The organism is Pseudomonas sp. LF-5 (assembly GCF_037626295.1).
In the GTDB taxonomy this organism is placed as follows: domain Bacteria; phylum Pseudomonadota; class Gammaproteobacteria; order Pseudomonadales; family Pseudomonadaceae; genus Aquipseudomonas; species Aquipseudomonas monsensis.
This window is the reverse complement of the sequence record NZ_JARKMT010000004.1, coordinates 231155-250875: the sequence shown is the minus strand read 5'-3', so window position 1 is coordinate 250875 and position 19721 is coordinate 231155. Positions and strand designations below refer to the sequence as shown.

Genomic DNA, 19721 nt, shown 5'->3' with positions numbered 1-19721 from the left:
CGTCCACTGTGGGAGCGGGCTTGCCCGCGAAGAGGCCAGACCAGCCAACACAAAACCTACTGACTGTTCTCACTCAACAAGCGATACCCAACCCCCGCCTCCGTCACGATAAACCGCGGCTGCGTCGGATCATCCGCGAGTTTCTGGCGCAAATGCCCCACCACAATCCGCAAATAATGACTGTCCTCGGTATGGGTCGGCCCCCAGATGTCCTTGAGCAATTGCTGCTGGGTGATCACCCGTCCCGGATGCCGTGCCAGTTGCGCCAGCACGGCATATTCCTTACGGGTCAGCGCCACTTCGACCCCGTCGAGCAGCACCCGGCGATAGGCGAGGTCGACGGTCAGCGGGCCGAAACTCAACGCCGCCTGTTGCGCTTCTCCCGCTGGCGCCTGGCGTAACAGCGCGCGGATTCGTGCGAGAAACTCCTGAATGCCGAACGGCTTGGTCACGTAGTCATTGGCGCCGCCATCCAGCGCCTGCACCTTCTGCCCTTCACTGGCGCGCACCGACAGCACCAGCACCGGCGCCGTGGCCCACTCGCGAAATTCGCGCAGCACTTGCTGGCCGTCCATGTCCGGCAGACCGAGGTCGAGCACCAGCAAGTCCGGCTTGTTCAGCGCCGCCTGCGCCAGGCCCTCGGCACCCGTGCCGGCCTCCAGCACTTTGTAGCCCTGTGACGCGAGGCTGATGCGCAAAAACTTGCGAATCTGCGGTTCGTCGTCGATCACCAAAATGGTCGCGGTCTGGCTCATGAATTCACATCAACACAAAAGATTGGCAAGAGAGTAGCGCAGTAGCGATCAGGCTTCATCGTCCATCCCCGGCTGCGTCTGCAACGGCAGGTGCAAGGTGATGCAGGTGCCGCGGCCGTCGATACCGTCGGCGACGCTGATGCGCCCGCCATGGGCGCCCACCATGCCCTGACAGATCGCCAGCCCCAGGCCGGTGCCCTGGCCGCCACGATCACCGCGTGCGGCGGTGTAGAACATGTCGAAAATCTTCGCCCGCTCGTCCTCGGGAATCCCCGGGCCTTCATCGCTGACCGAAAAGAAAATCTCTTGGTCATTGGCGCCTGCGATGAGTTGCAACCGACCGTGGGGCGGCGAGAACCGTGCTGCGTTCTCCAGCACGTTGACCAGCGCCTGTTCGATCAGCGCGGCGTGCACGTACAGCAACGGCAACTCGCCGGGCACATCGGCACTGACCTGCAACGGCGCCAGCACTGCGCGCAGGCGATTGAGCGAACTGCCGACGATGTCTGCCGGCGACACCCAGTCGCGCGCCAGTTTCAGTGCACCGTGGCCGAGGCGGGTCATGTCGAGCAGGTTCTGGATGTAGCGGTCGAGGCGCTCGGCCTCATCGCGGGTACCCTCGAGCAACTCGCGACGGTCCTCCAGCGGGATCGCTTCACCGAGCGCCAGCAGGCTGTCGATGCTGCCGCGCATGGCGGTCAGCGGCGTGCGCAGATCGTGGGACACCGAGGCCAGCAACGCGCTGCGCAACTGCTCGGTTTCGCCATGCAGGCGCGCCGCTTCCAGATCATCCGCCAGTTGTGCCCGGGCCAGCGCCTGCGCCAGCGGCTGACTCAACGCGGTGAGCAAGCGACGACGCTGACCGCTCAAGGTCTGGCCTTCTTTGGCGCAGACCCCAAGCAGCGCCAGCGGCCCATCCTCGACCGACAGCGGCCACCACCACCAACGTCCGAACGGCAGCGTGCCGGTGCCCATGCCGGCGGGTTGATCGTGTTGCCAGGCCCAGTCGGCGGCGGCGCGTTCGGCTTCGCTGAATTCCAGCGGCCCGCCGGTCTCGACTTTCCAGCCGCCCTGGCCGTCGCGATTGAGCAGGCACAGTTGCAGATCGCTCCAGCCGTTGAGGTGTTGCGCTGCGGCGCTGACCACGGCCTGACGATCCGTCGCGGCAGTGAGTTTGCGCGACAGGTCGAGCAGTTCGGTGGTCTCTTCCTGGGTGTCACGCAGCGCCTGCAGTTGTCGACGCTGACGCGCCGCGAGGTTGCCGGTGAGCGCCGCCATCAGCAGGAAAAACAGCAAGGTCAGGACGTCTTCTTCACGCTGGATGGCGAAGGAAAAATTCGGCGGGATGAACAGAAAATCGTAGGTCAGAAACGATAGCGCGGCGCAGGCCAGGGCCGGCCCGAGACTGCTGCGCACCGCCACCAGCAACACCGCGGCGAGGAACACCAGCGAGATGTTCGGCAACGGCAAAATACTCGATACCGCCCACGCCAGCGCACAGGCCAGCACCGTGGCAACCAATGCCAGCAGATAGTCGAACCAGACCAGCGTCGGCGTCACTTGCAGGCGCTGCTGAGGGTGTTCACGGTCGTTATCGAGGACGTTGATTTCCAGGCCATGCGCCTGCCGCAGCAAACGTGCGGCGAGCCCGCCACCGAACAGCCGACGACGCAGACTCGGCCGCGACTGACCGACCAACACCAGACTCGCACGGCGTTCGGCGGCATGCTGAATCAGGGTCTTCGCCACTTCACCGGCACGCAGCAATACCACTTCACCGCCCAGACGCTCGGCCAATTGCTGCGCGCTTTGCAGGCGCAGGCGCGACTGTTCATCGCGCACCGTGCCGTTGTCGACATGCACCAGACTCCACGGCAAATGCCGACGCTGGGCGACGCGACTGGCGTGACGCACCAGACGTTCAGCCTGTGCATCGCCATCGACGCCCACCAGCAAACGGCCGCGCACTGCCGGGGCCGCCTGACCGAGCTGGCGATAACCCTGGGCGAGATCGTTATCGACCTGCGCGGCCGCCGTTTGCATCGCCAGCTCACGCAATGCAGTGAGGTTGGTCTGGGTGAAAAACGCATCAATCGCCGCGCGCGCCTGTTCCGGCACGTAGACCTTGCCCTCGCGCAGACGCTCGAGCAGTTCACGGGGAGGCAGGTCGATCAGCAGCAGTTCGTAGGCTTCCTGCAGCACCCAGTCCGGCAGGGTTTCGCGTACCTGCACACCGGTGATGCCGCGCACCTGATCATTAAGGCTTTCCAGGTGCTGGACGTTGACGGTGGTGAACACGTCGATGCCGGCGGCGAGCAGCTCCTGAATGTCCTGCCAGCGCTTGGCGTGGCGACTGCCGGGGGCGTTGCTGTGGGCCAGTTCATCGACCAGCACCAGTTTCGGCTTCGCCGCGAGCAGACCGTCAAGGTCCATTTCTTCAAGCATGACGCCACGGTATTCCGAGCGCACCAGCGGTTGCTGCGGCAGACCGCCAAGCAGCGCTTCAGTCTCGGCGCGGCCATGGGTTTCGACCACGCCGGCGATGACTTTCACGCCTTGGCGCAGTTGGGTGTGGGCAGCCTGGAGCATGGCGTAGGTCTTGCCGACGCCGGGGGCGGCGCCGAGGAAAACCTTGAGCCGGCCACGGCCGTCGCGGGGCAGGTCTGCTAACAGCGCATCGGCGCGGCCGGAGTCACTCATGCTTGGGGATCTCTTCATTCAGGTGATTATGTGTGACCTGTGCCGGCCTCTTCGCGCGCAAGCCGGCTCCCACAGGTTCAGCGTTGCGCTTGTGGGAGCGGCTTGCCGGCGAATGGCCGCGCCGCAGAATTACAGCTTTTCCAGCGCCATGTTCAACTCAAGCACATTGACCACCGGTGGCCCAACCAGCGGCTGTTCGATGTGCGCATCGAGCAGTTGCTGCAAAGTCGACACCGGCACGTTTCGCGCCGCCGCGACACGCGCCAGTTGATAGGCAATTGCGGCCGGTGGCAAGTGCGGATCGAGGCCGCTGCCGGAGGTGGTCAGCAGCGCCAGAGGCACTGGCCCCTGGCCGGGCACTTGCAACTTGTTGGCGTCGTCGATCACGCGCGTGGCCAGCGCCGGATTACTCGGCGCCAGGTTGCTGGCACTGCTGGAAACGGTCGCAAACGCGCCCGCCGAAGGACGCGGATGGAACCACGCATCACCGACGAAGTCCTGGGCGATCAGCGACGAGCCGCGGACTTTACCGGTAGCGTCATGCACCAGGCTGCCATTGGCCTGCTCGGGAAAGGCAACCTGCGCGACACCGGTGACCACCAGTGGATAGGCGACGCCGGTGATCAGGGTCATCAGCACCAGCAGGCTCAGGGCCGGACGTATCATTGTGGACATTGCAAAATCCTCGAATTCGTTGGGCAACTTGGGTGGAGTGTCAGGGAGACTTCTTCCCCCTCACCCCAGCCCTCTCCCCCAAGGGGGCGAGGGGGAAAGGGAGCCGATTTCTGTATCGTTCAAGACCTGAATTCGGCTCGGTATTTCAGGTCGATGCAGCTTTCGTAATCACCTCGGTCAGTCCCCTCTCCCCTTGGGAGAGGGTCAGGGTGAGGGGCTGCGATATCAAACTCACACCAGATGCAGCGCCGTGAGCAGCATGTCGATCGCCTTGATCCCCACGAACGGCACCAGAATCCCGCCCAGTCCGTAGATCAGTAGATTGCGCCGCAACAACGCCGCCGCACTCGCCGCCTGCACTCGCACACCGCGCAGGGCCAACGGAATCAGCACAACAATGATCAAGGCGTTGAACACGATCGCCGAAAGAATCGCGCTCTGCGGACTGGTCAGGTGCATGATGTTCAGCACGCCCAGTTGCGGATAGATCGCCGCGAACAGCGCCGGCAGGATCGCGAAGTACTTGGCTACGTCGTTAGCGATGGAAAAGGTCGTCAGCGCGCCACGGGTCACCAGCAATTCCTTACCGATCTGCACCACGTCCAGCAGCTTGGTCGGGTCGCTGTCGAGGTCGACCATGTTCGCCGCTTCGCGCGCCGCCTGGGTGCCATCGTTCATCGCCATGCCGACGTCAGCCTGGGCCAGTGCCGGGGCGTCGTTGGCGCCGTCGCCGCACATGGCGACTAGACGACCGTCGTTCTGTTCGTGACGGATGCGCGCCAGTTTTTTCTCCGGAGTGGCTTCGGCGAGCACGTCATCGACGCCTGCTTCAGCGGCGATGGCGGCAGCGGTCAACGGGTTGTCGCCGGTGACCATCACAGTGCGAATTCCCAGTTTGCGCAGCTCGGCGAAACGTTCGCGAATGCCTGGTTTGACCACGTCCTTGAGGTGGATCACACCAAGCAGTTTGCCGTCGACGCAGACCAGCAACGGGGTGCCGCCGCTCTGGGCGATCTTGTCGATTTCCCGCGACAGGGCCGGGGCCAGATCAGCGCGTTTTTGTCCGATGAAACTCAGCAGCGAATCCACCGCACCTTTGCGATAAACCCGGCCCTGATAGTCGACACCGGACAAACGGGTTTCGGCACTGAACGGTACGGCGGTCAGGGTATCCAGGGCCGGCTCGGACTGCGGGTGCAGACCGCGCAGGTATTCGACGATGGATTTGCCTTCAGCGGTTTCGTCCGCCAGCGAGGCGAACAACGCACCTTCAGCCAGTTCGCGACCATTCACACCGGGGGCGGCATGCACCGCGCTGCAACGACGGTTGCCGAAGGTGATGGTGCCGGTCTTGTCCAGGAGCAGCACGTGCACGTCACCGGCCGCTTCCACGGCGCGACCGGACTTGGCGATCACGTTCAGGCGCACCAGGCGATCCATCCCGGCAATCCCGATGGCGGACAGCAGGCCGCCGATGGTGGTCGGAATCAGCGTAACCAGCAGCGCCACCAGGAACACCAGCGGCAGGCTGCCATTGGCGAAGTGGGCGAACGGTTGCAGGGTCACGACGACCAAGAGGAAGATCAGGGTCAGGCCGATCAGCAGGATGTCCAGCGCCACTTCGTTCGGGGTTTTCTGGCGCTTGGCGCCTTCGACCAGCGCGATCATGCGGTCGAGGGTCGACTCACCGGGGTTGGCGGTGATCTTCACCAGCAGCCAGTCGGACACCAGCCGGGTGTTGCCGGTGACGGCGGAACGGTCGCCGCCGGACTCGCGAATCACCGGCGCCGATTCACCGGTGATCGCCGCTTCGTTGACTGCGGCGATGCCTTCGATGACTTCGCCGTCACCGGGAATCATCTCCCCCGCTTCGACGCGCACCACATCCCCTTTGCGCAGGCTGGCGGCGGGCACCACCTGGAAGCTGCCATTGGCCAGTTTGCGCCGCGCACTGAGGCCTTCGCTGCCAGCCTTGAGGCTGTCGGCGCGGGCCTTGCCGCGACCTTCGGCCAAGGCTTCGGCGAAGTTGGCGAACAGCACGGTGAACCACAGCCACAGGGCAATCTGCGCGGCGACGAAAGTCGGCACGACGTTGTCCGGGATGAAGCACAGCACGGTGGTGAAAATCGCCGTCAGTTCGACCACCAGCATCACGGGCGAACGCACCAGCTGGCGCGGGTCGAGCTTGACGAAGGCTTGCACCAGCGCCGGACGCCACAGCGCCGAGATCGCGGTTTTCGGTGCTTCTGCCGACTTGGCCGGCACCGCAGGTTTTGCAGGAACATGCATATTCATGATGGATTCCTTAGAAGCCCATACTTAGGTGTTCGGCGATTGGACCGAGCGCCAGGGTTGGCAGAAAGGTCAAGCCGCCCACCAGCAAAATGGTCACGGTCAACAGGGTCACGAACAACGGGCCGTGGGTCGGGAAGCTGTTCTGGCCGATCGGTGCGGTTTTCTTCATCGCCAGGCTGCCGGCCAGGGCCAGTACCGGAAGGATGTAACCAAAGCGGCCGATCAACATGCCCAAGCCCAGCATCAGGTTGTGGAACGGTGTGTTCGCGCTCAGACCACCGAACGCCGAACCGTTGTTGGCGCTGGCCGAGGTGTAGGCGTACAGCAACTGGCTGAAACCGTGCGGGCCGGGGTTGCTGATGGTCGCCGCCGGGCCTGGCAGGGTCGCCGCGATGGCGCCGAGTACCAGCACGCCAATCGGCATCACCAGCAAGGTCACCACCAGCAGTTGCACTTCCCGCGCCTGGAGTTTCTTGCCGAGGTATTCCGGGGTGCGGCCGATCATCAGGCCGGCGAGGAACACCGCGATCAGCACGTTGAGCAACATGCCGTAGAGCCCGGCACCGACGCCGCCGAAGATCACTTCGCCGACCATCATGTTGACCAGCGCGACCATGCCGCTAAGCGGGTTGAGGCTGTCATGCATGCCATTGACCGAACCGTTCGATGCGGCGGTGGTGGTCACCGACCACAGCACAGTGGCGGTGGTACCGAAGCGTGCTTCCTTGCCTTCCAGCGGCGCAGTCTGTTCGACGGCGACGTTGTTCAGCGCCGGGTTAGGCTGATATTCGGCCCACAGCGAAGTCGCGCCACCGATCAGGAACAACGCCAGCATGCAGGCGATGATCGCGCGGCTTTGACGCAGGTCTTTGACGTAGTGACCGAAGGTGAACACCAGTGCCACCGGGATCAGAATGATCGAAGACACTTCGAACAAGTTGCTCCAGGCGCTCGGGTTCTCGAACGGGTGCGCCGAGTTCACGCCGAAGAAGCCACCACCGTTGGTGCCCAGTTGCTTGATCGCAATCTGGCTGGCCGCCGGGCCGAGCGGGATCACTTGATCAACGCCTTGCATGGTCACCGCATTGACGTATTGCGCGAAGGTCTGCGGCACGCCCTGCCACACCAGATACAGCGCCAGCAGCAGGCACAGTGGCAGCAGGCCGTAGAGGGTGGCGCGGGTCATGTCGACCCAGAAGTTGCCGAGGGTCTTGGTCGACTTGCGGCCGATACCACGGCACAGCGCAACCAGCACGGCCAGACCGGTGGCGGCGCTGACGAAGTTCTGCACGGTGAGACCGACCATCTGGCTCAGGTAGCTGAGGGTCGCTTCACCGCTGTAGGACTGCCAGTTGGTGTTGGTCATGAAACTGACCGCAGTGTTGAACGCCTGGGTCCATTCCTGGCCCGGCAGGTTTTGCGGGTTCAGCGGCAGGTGATCCTGAAACAACAGGATCGCGAACAACAGGAGGAAACCGGCGAGGTTGAACGCCAGCAGCGCCAGGGTGTATTTCTGCCAGCTCTGCTCGGCGTTCGGATCAACCCCGGCAACGCGATAGCAACCGCGCTCGACCGGACCGAGAATCGGCGTCAGCCAGGTGCGCTGCCCTTCCATCACTTTGTAGTAAAAGCGCCCGAGGAACGGCGCCGGCAGCAAGACCACCGCGAAAAACGCGAGGATCAGCCAATAGTCATAACTGTGCATAGCCACTCCTAGTTCCGATCCGCGCGCAACAGCGCAACCAACAGATAAATGAACAGCCCCACTGCCAATAGCAGTGACACCCCGTCCAGAACGCTCATGGAAGATCTCCGTGTTACGGCGTATTGCCGCGTGTGGAGGCATTGTCGGAAAGGAGGCTGTAAAGGAACGAGAGCGAGGGTGTTGGCTGTGCATAAAGAAAGCGTAAAGAGTGGGTTTATGCCGGCGTTACAGGTGGGTTTTGCGCCGTATGGGCGGGCCTCTTCGCGGGCAAGCTCGCTCCCACAGGTGTCGGCGTTGTTCAGGCGAGCGCATTTCAAAAATGTGGGAGCGAGCTTGCTCGCGAAGACGGCATAACGAGCAACATCGCACTCAACTGGCGCACAAAAAGCAGCTATCCCACCGCGAACATCCCCGATACGACAGCTTTCAACTCATTACGACTTGTTTCACGGCAATGGCACGCCCACTGCACACGCCCTCCTCCGAAGCTGTCCAAACCGTTCAGGGAGCAAGCGCATGAACACACAACTCAAACCCACACTGGGCACGTTGCACCTGTGGGGCATCGCCGTCGGGCTGGTGATTTCCGGGGAATACTTCGGCTGGAGTTACGGCTGGGGCGTGGCCGGAACGCTGGGGTTTCTGGTGACCTCATTCATGGTCGCGACCATGTACACCTGCTTCATCTTCAGCTTCACCGAACTGACCACCGCCATTCCCCACGCCGGCGGGCCGTTCGCCTACAGCCGCCGCGCCTTCGGTGAAAAAGGCGGATTGGTTGCCGGGCTGGCGACGCTGATTGAATTCGTGTTCGCGCCACCGGCGATTGCGCTGGCGATTGGCGCTTATCTGAATGTGCAGTTCCCTGCGCTGGATCCGAAACACGCGGCGGTTGGCGCGTATATCGTCTTTATGGGGTTGAACATTCTCGGCGTGAAACTGGCCGCGACCTTTGAGCTGATCGTCTGCGTATTGGCCGTCGCCGAACTGCTGGTGTTCATGGGGGTGGTCGCGCCGGCGTTCAGCTTCAGCAATTTCGCCCTCAATGGCTGGGCCGGTTCGGACGTGTTCGGCGCGCCGGCGATTGCCGGAATGTTCGCGGCGATTCCATTCGCGATCTGGTTTTTCCTGGCCATCGAGGGTGCGGCGATGGCCGCCGAAGAAGCCAAGGATCCGAAACGCACGATTCCCAAGGCTTATATCAGCGGCATTCTGACCCTGGTGCTGCTGGCCATGGGCGTGATGTTCTTCGCCGGCGGCGTCGGTGACTGGCGCACACTGGCCAACATCAACGACCCGTTGCCACAGGCGATGAAAACCGTGGTCGGCGACAACTCCGGCTGGTTGCACATGCTGGTGTGGATCGGCCTGTTCGGCCTGGTGGCGAGCTTCCATGGGATCATCCTCGGTTACTCGCGACAATTCTTCGCCCTCGCCCGCGCCGGTTACTTGCCGGCCTCGCTGGCAAAACTCTCGCGTTTCCAGACGCCGCACCGCGCGATTATCGTGGGCGGCATCATTGGCATCGCTGCCATCTATAGCGACGGCTTGATCAACCTTGGCGGTATGACGCTCACTGCCGCGATGATCACCATGGCGGTGTTCGGGGCAATCGTGATGTACATCATGAGCATGCTCAGTCTGTTCAAACTGCGTCGATCAGAGCCGAATCTGGAGCGCACTTTCCGCGCGCCGTGCTATCCGCTGGTGCCGATGATTGCATTGGTACTGGCGGTGGTATGCCTGGTGGCAATGGCCTGGTTCAACGCGCTGATCGGGCTGATTTTCCTCGGCTTCATGGCCGTTGGTTTCGCTTACTTCCTGCTCACCGGCCAGTTGCGCGCCAACGCACCGGCCGACGCAATGCTCACCGGTTTGTAAAGCTCAAGCAGGCGCGGGCTGCACCTGCAAGGAACTAAGGTGCATCCGGCATAACCGGCCTAGAATGGAACCACTGCGACGTCACTTCGCTCAAAAGTGGTGTGCAGCTTCGTACGGCGAAATTCTCGCCCGTCGATCTGCCATTAAGGAGAGCCGTTATGCCTTGGTATGCCTGGTTGATTCTGGTCGTTGCAATCGGCTCGATCGTGGGTGGATTGATGATGCTGCGCGACACCGCCAACAAAGTCGAACTGACCGATGAAGAACGCAAACGCGTGGCCGAGCGCAACGCCGAAGCGGACGCCAAAGAAGCCCAAGATCGCTGAACCCGAACCCCGCCTGACTGGCGGGGTTTTCATTTCAGTAACCCGTGGGACTTATCCGCGCTGTTTTTAGAAGTTGAAGTACAGTCACCATGTAATTTTCCTTGGTTAAGATGGGGCATTGTTGCGGAGAGCTACACATGCGTTACTCGCAAGACCATAAAGCCCAGACCCATCAGCGCATTATCAAGGAGGCCTCGGCACGATTTCGCAAGGACGGCATAGGCGCGACCGGCCTGCAACCGTTAATGAAAGCCTTGGGGCTGACCCACGGCGGTTTCTATTCGCACTTCAAGTCCAAGGACGAACTGGTCGAGAAAGCCTTGCAGGAGGCGGGTGAACAAGTCGCCGGGGTCTGTGCGCAAATCTTTGCCGCAGACAACCCGCTCGAGGCGTTCATAGATACCTATTTGTCGGAATGGCACAGGACATCGCCCGATGAAGGTTGCCCGCTGCTGACCATTTCTTCGGAACTGGGCCTGCGCGGACAACCGAGCCCTACCAGCGATCAGGTCCTCAATGCCCGACTGGAACAAATCGAGGACAACCTTGAGGGAGACAACTGCGCCGACCGCGCCATTGTGATCATGTCGACGCTCGTCGGCGCGTTGCTGCTGTCGCGCAGTGTCGCGGATGCCGGGTTTGCGCAACGCATCCTCGACGTTACCCGCGAACACCTCAAGCACACCGAAGATTAAGCCTGCCAGCGCTTGAACAGCACGCTGGCATTGACTCCGCCAAAACCGAAGCCGTTGGACAATGCGTATTCGATCGGCATCGACCGCGCCTGGCCATGGACAATGTCCACCCCTTCGCTGGCAGGGTCGGGGTTATCGAAGTTGAGGGTCGGCGGCACCACCTGATCGCGAATCGCCAACAACGTGAAGATCGCTTCAAGCCCCCCGGCAGCACCGAGCAGGTGGCCGGTGGCGGATTTGGTTGAGGTCACGGCAATTTTATTCTGCGTGCCGAACAGCGCCTTGATCGCTGCCAGTTCACCCAGGTCGCCCACCGGGGTCGAAGTCGCATGCGCATTGAGATGCTGCACCTGATCCGGCGTGATTCCACCCTGCGCCAGCGCTAGTGCCATCGCCCGCCGCGCACCGCTGCCGTCTTCCGGCCCGGCAGTCAGGTGATAGGCATCGGCAGTGGTGCCATAACCGACCAGCTCGGCCAGTGGCTGCGCGCCACGGGCCAAAGCATGCTCCAGTGATTCGATCACCAGCAGACCGGCGCCCTCGCCCATGACGAAACCGTCCCGGTCGCGATCGAACGGTCGTGAAGCGCGCTCGGGAGTATCGTTGAAAGCACTGGAAAGCGCCCGGGCAGCAGCAAAACCGGCGAGGCTGACCCGGTCGATTGCCGCTTCGGCACCGCCGCACACGGCGATATCCGCTTCACCGGCACGTATCAGCCGCGCAGCATCCCCAATCGCCTGGACCCCGGCGGCGCACGCCGTCACCGGCGCCCCCAACGGCCCTTTAAGGCCATGCTGGATCGACACATGACCGGCGGCGAGATTGACCAGGAAAGATGGAATGGTGAATGGGGACAGACGCCGAGGCCCTCGACTGTCTGTGGTGCGCACCGCGTCGGCGATGGCACCAAAGCCACCGACACCGGAGCCAATGATGGTCGCCGTACGCTCCTGCTCGGCGGCTTCGGCAGGGTGCCATCCGGCCTGCTCCAGCGCCTGGCGTGCTGCCTCCATGGCAAACAGAATGAAGCGATCCATTTTCTTCTGTTCTTTGGGCGGTGTGGCGCGATCCGGATCGAATCCGGCCTCGGCGTCCTCTTCCGGTGTCGGCACGCTGCCACCGACCCGTGCCGGCAAATCGGCGACCACCGCGTCAGGCAGCGCACGCAACCCCGAACGTCCCGCCAACAAACGTTGCCAGACCGCTTCGACACCACTGCCCAACGGAGACACCAGACCCATGCCGGTGACGACTACTCGACGCTGACTCATACCGTAATTACCCCTGCTCGATTCAATGACCTGATTTGTAGCGCTGGGCTGCAGCGCTGCGCGAAAGGTTCGGCGCCATAACATGGCGCGCCGCCACAAACGACTGCCATTCGCCGGCATCGGGCAGCGATGGAATGGTGACCAGTTCGCCCTGATCCAGACCGGCCAGGGCGGCATCCACCATCTCCCCGGCGTCCATGACCATTTCCGCCGGAATGCCACTGGCGTCGATCCCCGAACGCTCCCAGATTTCAGTGCGGGTCACGCCCGGCAGCACGGCCTGGATCTGCACGCCCGAGCCTTCGAGCTCCGCGTTCAACGATTGGGTCAGACTCAACACATAGGCCTTGCTGGCGGTGTAGGTCGCATTGAAGCGCTCGGGGAACAACGCCACGACCGAGGCGATGTTGATGATCGTGCCGCGACCTGCCTTGGCGAAACTGGCAGCGGCGGCCGACGCCAGACGCGTGACGGCGGTGATGTTCAACTGGATCAGGCGTTCCAGTTGATCCATGTCGGCATTGGCCAGCGGGCCGTCGGCGGCCACGCCGGCATTGTTAACCAGCAGGCTGATGCTCGAATCGCTGCGCAAGCGCTGTTCGAGTTTGATCACGTCGTCCTTTTGGGTCAGATCCGCTTTCCACACCTCGACCTGCACACCGTGAGCGTCGCGCAATTGGCTGGCGGCGCTGTCCAGACGGGCCTTGTCACGGGCCACCAGCAACAGATCAAAACCACGCGCCGCCAGACGCTCGGCGTAAATCGCACCGATACCGGACGAGGCGCCAGTGATCAGAGCCGTACCTTGAGACTGCACAGAATTCATGACTTTGCTCCTGAAAAACTTGTGAGTGGGTAAATAACCCCCGAGCCGGGCAGCTCAGGGGCGGCGAATTATTATAGGCATAATATCAAGCCAATATGATATTCGTAATTTTTACCCTGCTGGAGAACACCTCGCCTGCCTGCCGCAGGTGTTCGCATTGCAAAACGAAAAAGGCCGGTCAATGACCGGCCCCTTGGCGTTGAACCTTCAGCTTAGTTGACTTCCAGCTTCTCGCGATTGCGATCCAGAATTGCCTTGCCGATTCCCTTCACTTCCAGCAGCTCATCCACCGAGGCAAAGGGTCCGTTTGTTTCGCGATATGCAACAATCGCCTTCGCCTTGGCTTCACCCACACCTGAGAGCTCTTTCTGCAGCGTTACCGCATCGGCGTCGTTGAGATCAATCCTGGCACTCTGGGCGGCCGCTGGCACTTCCATCACCAGAGGCGCCTTGGGTGAATCGGAAGGCGCGACAGGTGCGGCGATTGCGGCAATCGAGGCGCTGGTGAGGAAAGCGAAAATCAGAGAGTAGAAGTAACCGGTACGCATTTGTGACGCTCCATCATCGTTTGAGAAAGCAGCTTTTCCGAAGCTGCTCTCCAAACTTAGGTCATGGTGCACCCATGTCAAAAATGCGTGCGTTACAGGATGTGAAACAATCAGGGTTCGAGACGACGTTGCTGATAGATCCAGTCAACGATCTCGCCATCGGGGGTGTAGCCGGAGACGGTTTCGCGGAGGAGTTCGCGAACGCGAGTGTAATCGTCGCTTTCCACCGCTATCAACAGCTCGCTCAGCTTTAGCTTCAAAACATCCCAAGGCAGATGATCTTCGTTAGCAGACATGATCATTGGGTGAGGGGTTGCCGACACATTGTCGCCAATAAGCAGCTCCTCGTAGAGTTTTTCACCTGGACGCAAACCGGTGAACTCGATGGAGATGTCACCCTGAGGATTGCGCTCCGAGCGGATGCTCAAACCGGACAGATGAACCATTTTTTCTGCCAGTTCGACGATCTTCACAGGCTCGCCCATGTCCAGAACAAATACGTCACCGCCCTGCCCCATCGAGCCGGCTTGTATCACCAATTGAGCGGCCTCAGGGATGGTCATGAAATAACGAGTGATTTTGGGGTGTGTGACAGTCAGAGGGCCGCCGGATTTGATCTGGCTGTGAAACAACGGGATGACCGAGCCCGAAGAGCCCAGCACGTTGCCGAACCGGACCATGGTGAAGCGCGTTTTGTTGACGCGCAAGACATTTGCCCTGTCGCCCAAAAAAACCGGCGCAATCTCACGACTGAGCGCCTGCAACGTCATTTCGGCAAGACGTTTGGTGCTGCCCATGACATTTGTCGGGCGCACCGCCTTGTCAGTGGATATCAGAACGAAATTTGAGACCCCCGACTGCACGGCAGCCTGAGCCGTGTTAAGCGTGCCGATCACATTGTTCAATACGCCTTCCGCAATGTTGTGCTCTACCATCGGCACATGCTTATAAGCAGCGGCGTGATATACCGTGTCAACTTTCCAAGTCGTCATTACATCCAGCAGTTTGTCCTGATGGCGTATCGACCCAAGTATGGGTAGCAATCGAACAGTCACAGACTCCCGCGCCCTGCGCTGCTCAAGCTCCGACAGAATGTTGTAGAGATTGAATTCGCTGTGCTCAAACAGCAGAAGTGTCGTCGGTGACAAAGCAAAAATCTGTCGACAAAGTTCCGAACCAATTGACCCCCCGGCCCCCGTGACCATCACGGTCCTGCCCTTGATACAGCGCTCGAGCAAATCAGGTTGGGCTGGAACAGCATCACGGCCCAGCAAGTCCGCAATATCTACTTCCTGAATGTCTTCGACCTTTACTCGGCCACTCGCCAGATCGGAAAAGTTCGGCACGCTGCGAATGTGCAACGGAAAACCTTCCAGCAGATTAAGAATTTCTCTCCGACGCGCGCGCGTTGAAGATGGCAGTGCAAGAAGTATTTCCTGCGCCCCGGTGACGTCGATCATCTGCTGAATATGTTTGGGTTTATAGACCTGAAGGCCGGAAATAGAGCGATCGGAAATACCCGGATCATCGTCGATAAAAGCCACCGGGCGCATTGTTCGGCCCATCCGCAATGCCGCGACCAGTTGATTCCCCGCGACACCCGCACCGTAAATCGCAACCTTCGTGAGCCCATCGTCGCGACTGGCAAACGGAACGCGCTGGGCGGCAGTGAACCAGTCCCCCATGAAGTACTGCCGCATAACCAACCGCAGCCCACCGATGATGACGAGGCTCAACCACCAGTAGTTGAATATGATCGAACGCGGCACTACCGCCTCGTGATTGCTGTACCAATAGACGACGACAGCCAAGATAAGCGATGAAAGGCTAACGGCCTTGATAATTGCAATGAGGGCGTCATTACCGAAATAGCGCATGACGGCACGATACATGCCGAAACGTATGAACAAGGGAATAGCGACAAATGGAGCACAGGCGAAGAGCCAGAAATGGACCCTCAAAGGATTATACATATCATCCAGGCCCAGACGCACGATAAACGCCAGCCAAAGTGCCGCCCAGACCAGCAGGATGTCTGTAGCGACCTGAACCAGCCTTTTTCGACGCCGCGGGAGGCCTACCAAGTACGCTCTGATTTTATCCATAAACTCTTCAAACACCTTAGTTGCTCCTCTCTGCCGCCCCCTCACCTTAAGCTTTAAAGGCGTGCCGCAACCACGTAAACCTAATGATCGAGTGGTTGCTGCTTAGTTCTATACCGCTGAATCTTCCTCATTTCCAGCGCGAAATTTTATTGCCAGGAAAATAAGTGGCACATAAGCTAAAATAACCCCAGAAGCTCCGTCCAGGCCAAAACGCGTCACGCATACGGCTATTGGCAACAGCCAGAAAAGATTGATCATGCCAACACCGATCGTTACAGGTAAATGCCTGCTGAAGCGACGTGAGGCGAATTGGTAGGCATGACTGCGATGTGCTTCATGGACTTTCTCCCCTCTAAACAAACGGCGAAACAGCGTAAATGTTGCATCGACGATGAATACCCCAAGCAAAATCAGCCAGGCCCATAGCATGGGTGCACTCACCCACGCTCCCTGCAGAGACAGTCCTCCCAACACGATGCCGAGAAACCCACTACCGGCGTCGCCCATGAAAATCTTCGCGGGTGGGAAGTTCCAATAAAGAAAACCTGCCACAGAAGCGGCGAGCAACAGCGGTCCCCCGATGAGGTTATTCAGCCCCGCCAACCAGTAAAGCAGACAGGCTCCCAAGCAGGCACACATCGCCTCTACGCTGGCGATGCCATCAATTCCGTCCATGAAGTTGTAGAGATTGAGTAGCCACACAAGATATAAAGCTGCCAGTACATGACCTGCCCAGCCCATGTCGACATGGACGCCAAACAGTGCGATTGGAGGAAATCCTCCCATCCAGCCAAGCAACCAGACCGCCGCTGTAAAATGTCCCAACAGGCGCCAGCGGGCGGCGATATGTCCATGGTCGTCCATAAATCCGATAACCGCGATAGCTGTCGCGGCAACAGTCATACCAAGGAAGTTGGCTAATGGAATTTCGTCAAAATAGAACAGAAGACCCGACGCAAAAAGAAAAGCTACAACAATGGCAACCCCACCACCTCGGGGAGTAGGGGTCGAGTGAGAACTACGCGCATTGGGGATATCCATCAAGCTACGGGATAAAGCATAGTTACGCAGCCTTGACGTCAGAAAAAAAGAAATTCCAGCAACTATCGGAATACACCAAACGTAATTCATGATTTTCGAGAGTCCAGAAAATATTTTGCCGTGAGACTCAAACCCTGTTCAAGACTCACGGGAGGAGTCCAACCCAGTAATTGTCGATTCTTGCTGATATCGACCTGTAAAGAACCGAAAAGACGTTGAGCCAAGCCCCGCTTGCCAAGAATAGTTGAAACTATGCTCAATACCCAAACAGGTATGGACAACAGGCGTGCCGGTTTCCCCAGATACCCGGCAATCTTGCGCAATAATTCAGAAGTGGAAACATCGTCTCCATCACTCGCCAAAAATGTTTGGTTGGCCGCTGCCGGATGCTCAAGGCAGGTCACTACGAAATCTACAAGATTATCCAGGTAGATCAGACTACGACGATTTCGAACAGCACCAAAAGGCAACGGGATAGCTCTATCAAGCCAGCGCATCATGCTTAGAAAGTTGGCTTTTACTCCGGGGCCGTAGACAAGGACGGGCCGTATAATCACTACTTCCATTTCGGTTTCCGTTGCAAGAGCTTTTAAACCTTGCTCCGCTTCAAATTTCGAGATGCCATAGGGATCTTTGGGGGCAGGGATATCGTCTGCAGTGTAAGGCTTGCCCATCAAAGTCGTCTCTCCATTGACTTTGATGGAGCTGATGAAAATGAAGCGCTTGACTCCCCGATCGGCGGCCTGTCGAGCGAGATTCATCGTGCCCTCGACATTTACTGCGCGAAACGCGGAAAGGGCATCAGCAGCCTGTTCATGCAGCTTATGAACCCTTGCGGCAGCATGCACCACAATGTCCACGTTATTGATCGATCCCCAGTCGGTTTGACCATCTATATCAGAAATTTTTACGGTTTTAACCCCCTCGGGCAGTACCCTGGCAAGCGTTCGGAGAGGCACAATGAGATCACATGTCCCCATCAATGCAAGACGCTGAACAATAGCTTTCCCTAAAAAGCCGGAACCACCAGTAACCAGGATAGACTTGGGGATCATCTTGAACTCGAAGATGTGTAAATAAGAAAAAGCGAAAGTAGGTGGCAACACTACGTTCAAGGCTAAGAAGATCCATCGTATTCAGAGCCTCCCTCGATTCACTTCAACAACGAACGATACACTTCCGTATAAGAATCAACCATTCGCTTTGCTGTAAATACCTGCTCGAAACGCAAGGCTGCCCTACGCCCCATCGCACTACTCTCTTCAGGATTTTCCCACAGTGTAATCATCGCCTGCGCCAGCGCTTCAGAATTACAGGGCGGAACGACCAACCCTGTCTCACCGGCAATATTTATATAAGTTGTTCCAGTACCAATCTCGCAGGAGATAAGAGGCTTACTAAACATCGCAGCTTCAAGAAGTGAAATCCCAAACGCTTCAGACCGAAGATGAGAGGGAAAAACCAAACCGTAACACAACATTAATAACGCAGTTTTATCAACGTCGGGCAAACCGCCCAGAAAGTGAATGTTGGACAGACCTAATCTGACAGCCTTGGCCTTCAACTCGGCCTCCATAGGCCCTTGCCCCAAAATAGCGATTGGAAATCGAGCCGTACGAGCCGCTTCAAGCAAATAATCAAGTCCTTTGTAGTAGCGTAAAGCGCCTACAAAAAGAAAAAAACGCGAGCCGAGCTTATCTTTCCAACAACCCAATTTTTCCGATGAAACATGCGGGTAGGTATTCCTATCCAACCCGATCGGAATTACAGTTACCTTATCCTTGAATTTTTGGAGCGTCGAACTGCTTTCTATATACTTCGGAGATGAAGCAACGATACGATTTACGCTTCCCAAAAAACCGTGCATCAAAGGCTGATACAACTTTAACAACGTTTTTTGCTTAACAATGTCTGAATGATAACTAACAACCGTTGGCTTACGTATGCGCGAGGCGAAATGCACAATATCCATGAATGGCCATGGGAAATGATAGTTTATGATATCAACATCCTTGGCCAACTCCGTAAAATCCTTGAAGGCTGACGTCGAAAACCCAGTGGATGCTAAGTGCAGGTCCAGCTTTGACGTGTGAGCGAAGTGCCCACCAACTTTTACGTTACGTGCAGCCCCATGAGCACTCAAAGACAGTACTTGCGCAGTAACCCCATGTTCTCTTCCCCCTTCCGCAAGCTGGAAAATGACCTGTTCAATCCCACCCATCGTTTGCGGATAATAGGTTTTAAAGAAATGGAGAACTTTCATTTTTTGATTTTCCCTATCGTTTTTTTTGCCGGCACTCCTACGTAAACTCCCGGCGTCTCTAAGTCACGATGCGCGCAAGCTCCTGCCCCCAATGTCACGTCATCACAAATTTTGATGCCGTCAATAACTGTAGCGCCAGCGCCAATAAAGCAAAAACGTCCTATACAGGTTCTTCCTGCTACAGCCGCCTTTATAGAAACATGAGTAAAATCATCCACGACGCACTCATGTTCTACAATCGCTCCGGTATTTACAATGCACCCGATTCCCACAGAGGCGATAGGGCCGACATGAGCGTGATGCGCTACAAACGTTCCATGACCAACTTTCGCGCCAACACCTATCGTAGCTGTAGGCGAAATGAGCGTAGCCAAAGGCCAGCCACGACCCTTTGCCCATTCGTACTGCGCTTGCCGGCTAAGACCATCGCCTGAGGCTGGCATGACAGCCCAGCCTTCTGGCAAATCTTCGTCCCACTTCCGTAGTACAGCAAACTCACCAAAAGTTTCATTTGGGCGAGCATTGCTGTCTATGAAGCGAAGTTGTCTTATACCTGACGCTAATGCGACATCAGCCACTGCGCGAGCGTGACCACCAAAGCCAAGAATGAGTAAACCAGATAGAGTAGGCATTGG

17 protein-coding genes are annotated in these 19721 nt (G+C 58.7%); 3 read left to right on the top strand and 14 right to left on the bottom strand.

Features of this window, described 5'->3' with window-relative positions; translation table 11 throughout:
* Window positions 1-56 precede the first annotated feature (56 nt).
* From PseuLF5_RS15930 to kdpF, 6 genes are all read right to left on the bottom strand, one after another.
* Window positions 57-755 carry a response regulator gene (locus tag PseuLF5_RS15930; protein WP_267803101.1) on the bottom strand — a complete coding sequence of 233 codons (699 nt, stop codon included), beginning with the start codon at window positions 753-755 and terminating at the stop codon, window positions 57-59.
* A gap of 48 nt (window positions 756-803) precedes the next feature.
* Window positions 804-3455: a sensor histidine kinase gene (locus tag PseuLF5_RS15925; RefSeq protein ID WP_123466583.1), complete on the bottom strand. Its 2652-nt coding sequence runs from the start codon at window positions 3453-3455 to the stop codon at window positions 804-806.
* Between the two features lie 129 nt (window positions 3456-3584).
* A complete protein-coding gene (gene kdpC / locus PseuLF5_RS15920) occupies window positions 3585-4130 on the bottom strand; it encodes a potassium-transporting ATPase subunit KdpC (protein ID WP_123466585.1) in 546 nt (181 codons plus the stop codon).
* 231 nt (window positions 4131-4361) lie between these two features.
* Complete coding sequence (gene kdpB, locus PseuLF5_RS15915) at window positions 4362-6425, bottom strand: potassium-transporting ATPase subunit KdpB (protein WP_340133981.1); 2064 nt, start codon at window positions 6423-6425, stop codon at window positions 4362-4364.
* A gap of 10 nt (window positions 6426-6435) precedes the next feature.
* Window positions 6436-8130, bottom strand: coding sequence for a potassium-transporting ATPase subunit KdpA (gene kdpA, locus PseuLF5_RS15910; protein ID WP_186744837.1), 1695 nt, complete (start codon window positions 8128-8130; stop codon window positions 6436-6438).
* A gap of 8 nt (window positions 8131-8138) precedes the next feature.
* The gene (gene kdpF / locus PseuLF5_RS15905) at window positions 8139-8228 is read right to left on the bottom strand and encodes a K(+)-transporting ATPase subunit F (protein WP_007899818.1); all 90 of its coding nucleotides are present in this window, start codon (window positions 8226-8228) and stop codon (window positions 8139-8141) included.
* Window positions 8229-8646: 418 nt separating this feature from the next.
* On the opposite strand from kdpF, the gene eat reads away from it, so the two are divergent.
* From eat to PseuLF5_RS15890, 3 genes are all read left to right on the top strand, one after another.
* Window positions 8647-10011, top strand: a complete 1365-nt coding sequence (gene eat / locus PseuLF5_RS15900; RefSeq protein WP_340133979.1) for an ethanolamine permease — start codon at window positions 8647-8649, stop codon at window positions 10009-10011.
* Between the two features lie 158 nt (window positions 10012-10169).
* Window positions 10170-10337: a DUF2897 family protein gene (locus PseuLF5_RS15895; protein ID WP_064503201.1), complete on the top strand. Its 168-nt coding sequence runs from the start codon at window positions 10170-10172 to the stop codon at window positions 10335-10337.
* A gap of 137 nt (window positions 10338-10474) precedes the next feature.
* Window positions 10475-11032 (top strand): TetR/AcrR family transcriptional regulator, encoded by a 558-nt coding sequence (locus PseuLF5_RS15890; RefSeq protein WP_123466593.1) that lies wholly within the window; start codon window positions 10475-10477, stop codon window positions 11030-11032.
* Here PseuLF5_RS15890 and fabF read toward each other — a convergent pair.
* From fabF to PseuLF5_RS15850, 8 genes are all read right to left on the bottom strand, one after another.
* Window positions 11029-12303 (bottom strand): beta-ketoacyl-ACP synthase II, encoded by a 1275-nt coding sequence (gene fabF / locus PseuLF5_RS15885; protein ID WP_128615967.1) that lies wholly within the window; start codon window positions 12301-12303, stop codon window positions 11029-11031. The genes PseuLF5_RS15890 and fabF overlap by 4 nt on opposite strands.
* Before the next feature lie 22 nt (window positions 12304-12325).
* Window positions 12326-13129 carry an SDR family NAD(P)-dependent oxidoreductase gene (locus PseuLF5_RS15880; RefSeq protein ID WP_336347374.1) on the bottom strand — a complete coding sequence of 268 codons (804 nt, stop codon included), beginning with the start codon at window positions 13127-13129 and terminating at the stop codon, window positions 12326-12328.
* 212 nt (window positions 13130-13341) lie between these two features.
* Window positions 13342-13677: a ComEA family DNA-binding protein gene (locus PseuLF5_RS15875; RefSeq protein ID WP_123466599.1), complete on the bottom strand. Its 336-nt coding sequence runs from the start codon at window positions 13675-13677 to the stop codon at window positions 13342-13344.
* A 110-nt stretch (window positions 13678-13787) separates the two neighbouring features.
* Window positions 13788-15782, bottom strand: coding sequence for a polysaccharide biosynthesis protein (locus PseuLF5_RS15870; protein ID WP_340134045.1), 1995 nt, complete (start codon window positions 15780-15782; stop codon window positions 13788-13790).
* Window positions 15783-15890: 108 nt separating this feature from the next.
* A complete protein-coding gene (locus PseuLF5_RS15865; protein WP_340133978.1) occupies window positions 15891-16913 on the bottom strand; it encodes an MraY family glycosyltransferase in 1023 nt (340 codons plus the stop codon).
* Window positions 16910-17878, bottom strand: a complete 969-nt coding sequence (locus PseuLF5_RS15860; RefSeq protein WP_340134044.1) for a UDP-glucose 4-epimerase family protein — start codon at window positions 17876-17878, stop codon at window positions 16910-16912. The genes PseuLF5_RS15865 and PseuLF5_RS15860 overlap by 4 nt, the downstream gene beginning before the upstream one ends.
* A 98-nt stretch (window positions 17879-17976) precedes the next feature.
* A complete protein-coding gene (locus PseuLF5_RS15855) occupies window positions 17977-19086 on the bottom strand; it encodes a glycosyltransferase family 4 protein (RefSeq protein ID WP_340133977.1) in 1110 nt (369 codons plus the stop codon).
* The gene (locus PseuLF5_RS15850; protein ID WP_340133976.1) at window positions 19083-19718 is read right to left on the bottom strand and encodes an acetyltransferase; all 636 of its coding nucleotides are present in this window, start codon (window positions 19716-19718) and stop codon (window positions 19083-19085) included. Before PseuLF5_RS15850 ends, PseuLF5_RS15855 begins: the two co-directional genes overlap by 4 nt.
* Between the last annotated feature and the right edge of the window lie 3 nt (window positions 19719-19721).

Coding starts and splice junctions, on each gene's coding strand:
- kdpF (WP_007899818.1), bottom strand. CDS start 8,228: ATGAGCGTTCTGGACGGGGTGTCACTGCTATTGGCAGTGGGGCTGTTC.
- PseuLF5_RS15850 (WP_340133976.1), bottom strand. CDS start 19,718: ATGCCTACTCTATCTGGTTTACTCATTCTTGGCTTTGGTGGTCACGCT.
- PseuLF5_RS15875 (WP_123466599.1), bottom strand. CDS start 13,677: ATGCGTACCGGTTACTTCTACTCTCTGATTTTCGCTTTCCTCACCAGC.
- kdpB (WP_340133981.1), bottom strand. CDS start 6,425: ATGAATATGCATGTTCCTGCAAAACCTGCGGTGCCGGCCAAGTCGGCA.
- PseuLF5_RS15895 (WP_064503201.1), top strand. CDS start 10,170: ATGCCTTGGTATGCCTGGTTGATTCTGGTCGTTGCAATCGGCTCGATC.
- PseuLF5_RS15890 (WP_123466593.1), top strand. CDS start 10,475: ATGCGTTACTCGCAAGACCATAAAGCCCAGACCCATCAGCGCATTATC.
- eat (WP_340133979.1), top strand. CDS start 8,647: ATGAACACACAACTCAAACCCACACTGGGCACGTTGCACCTGTGGGGC.
- PseuLF5_RS15865 (WP_340133978.1), bottom strand. CDS start 16,913: ATGAATTACGTTTGGTGTATTCCGATAGTTGCTGGAATTTCTTTTTTT.
- kdpC (WP_123466585.1), bottom strand. CDS start 4,130: ATGTCCACAATGATACGTCCGGCCCTGAGCCTGCTGGTGCTGATGACC.
- PseuLF5_RS15870 (WP_340134045.1), bottom strand. CDS start 15,782: ATGGATAAAATCAGAGCGTACTTGGTAGGCCTCCCGCGGCGTCGAAAA.
- kdpA (WP_186744837.1), bottom strand. CDS start 8,130: ATGCACAGTTATGACTATTGGCTGATCCTCGCGTTTTTCGCGGTGGTC.
- PseuLF5_RS15925 (WP_123466583.1), bottom strand. CDS start 3,455: ATGAGTGACTCCGGCCGCGCCGATGCGCTGTTAGCAGACCTGCCCCGC.
- PseuLF5_RS15860 (WP_340134044.1), bottom strand. CDS start 17,878: ATGATCCCCAAGTCTATCCTGGTTACTGGTGGTTCCGGCTTTTTAGGG.
- PseuLF5_RS15855 (WP_340133977.1), bottom strand. CDS start 19,086: ATGAAAGTTCTCCATTTCTTTAAAACCTATTATCCGCAAACGATGGGT.
- PseuLF5_RS15880 (WP_336347374.1), bottom strand. CDS start 13,129: ATGAATTCTGTGCAGTCTCAAGGTACGGCTCTGATCACTGGCGCCTCG.
- PseuLF5_RS15930 (WP_267803101.1), bottom strand. CDS start 755: ATGAGCCAGACCGCGACCATTTTGGTGATCGACGACGAACCGCAGATT.
- fabF (WP_128615967.1), bottom strand. CDS start 12,303: ATGAGTCAGCGTCGAGTAGTCGTCACCGGCATGGGTCTGGTGTCTCCG.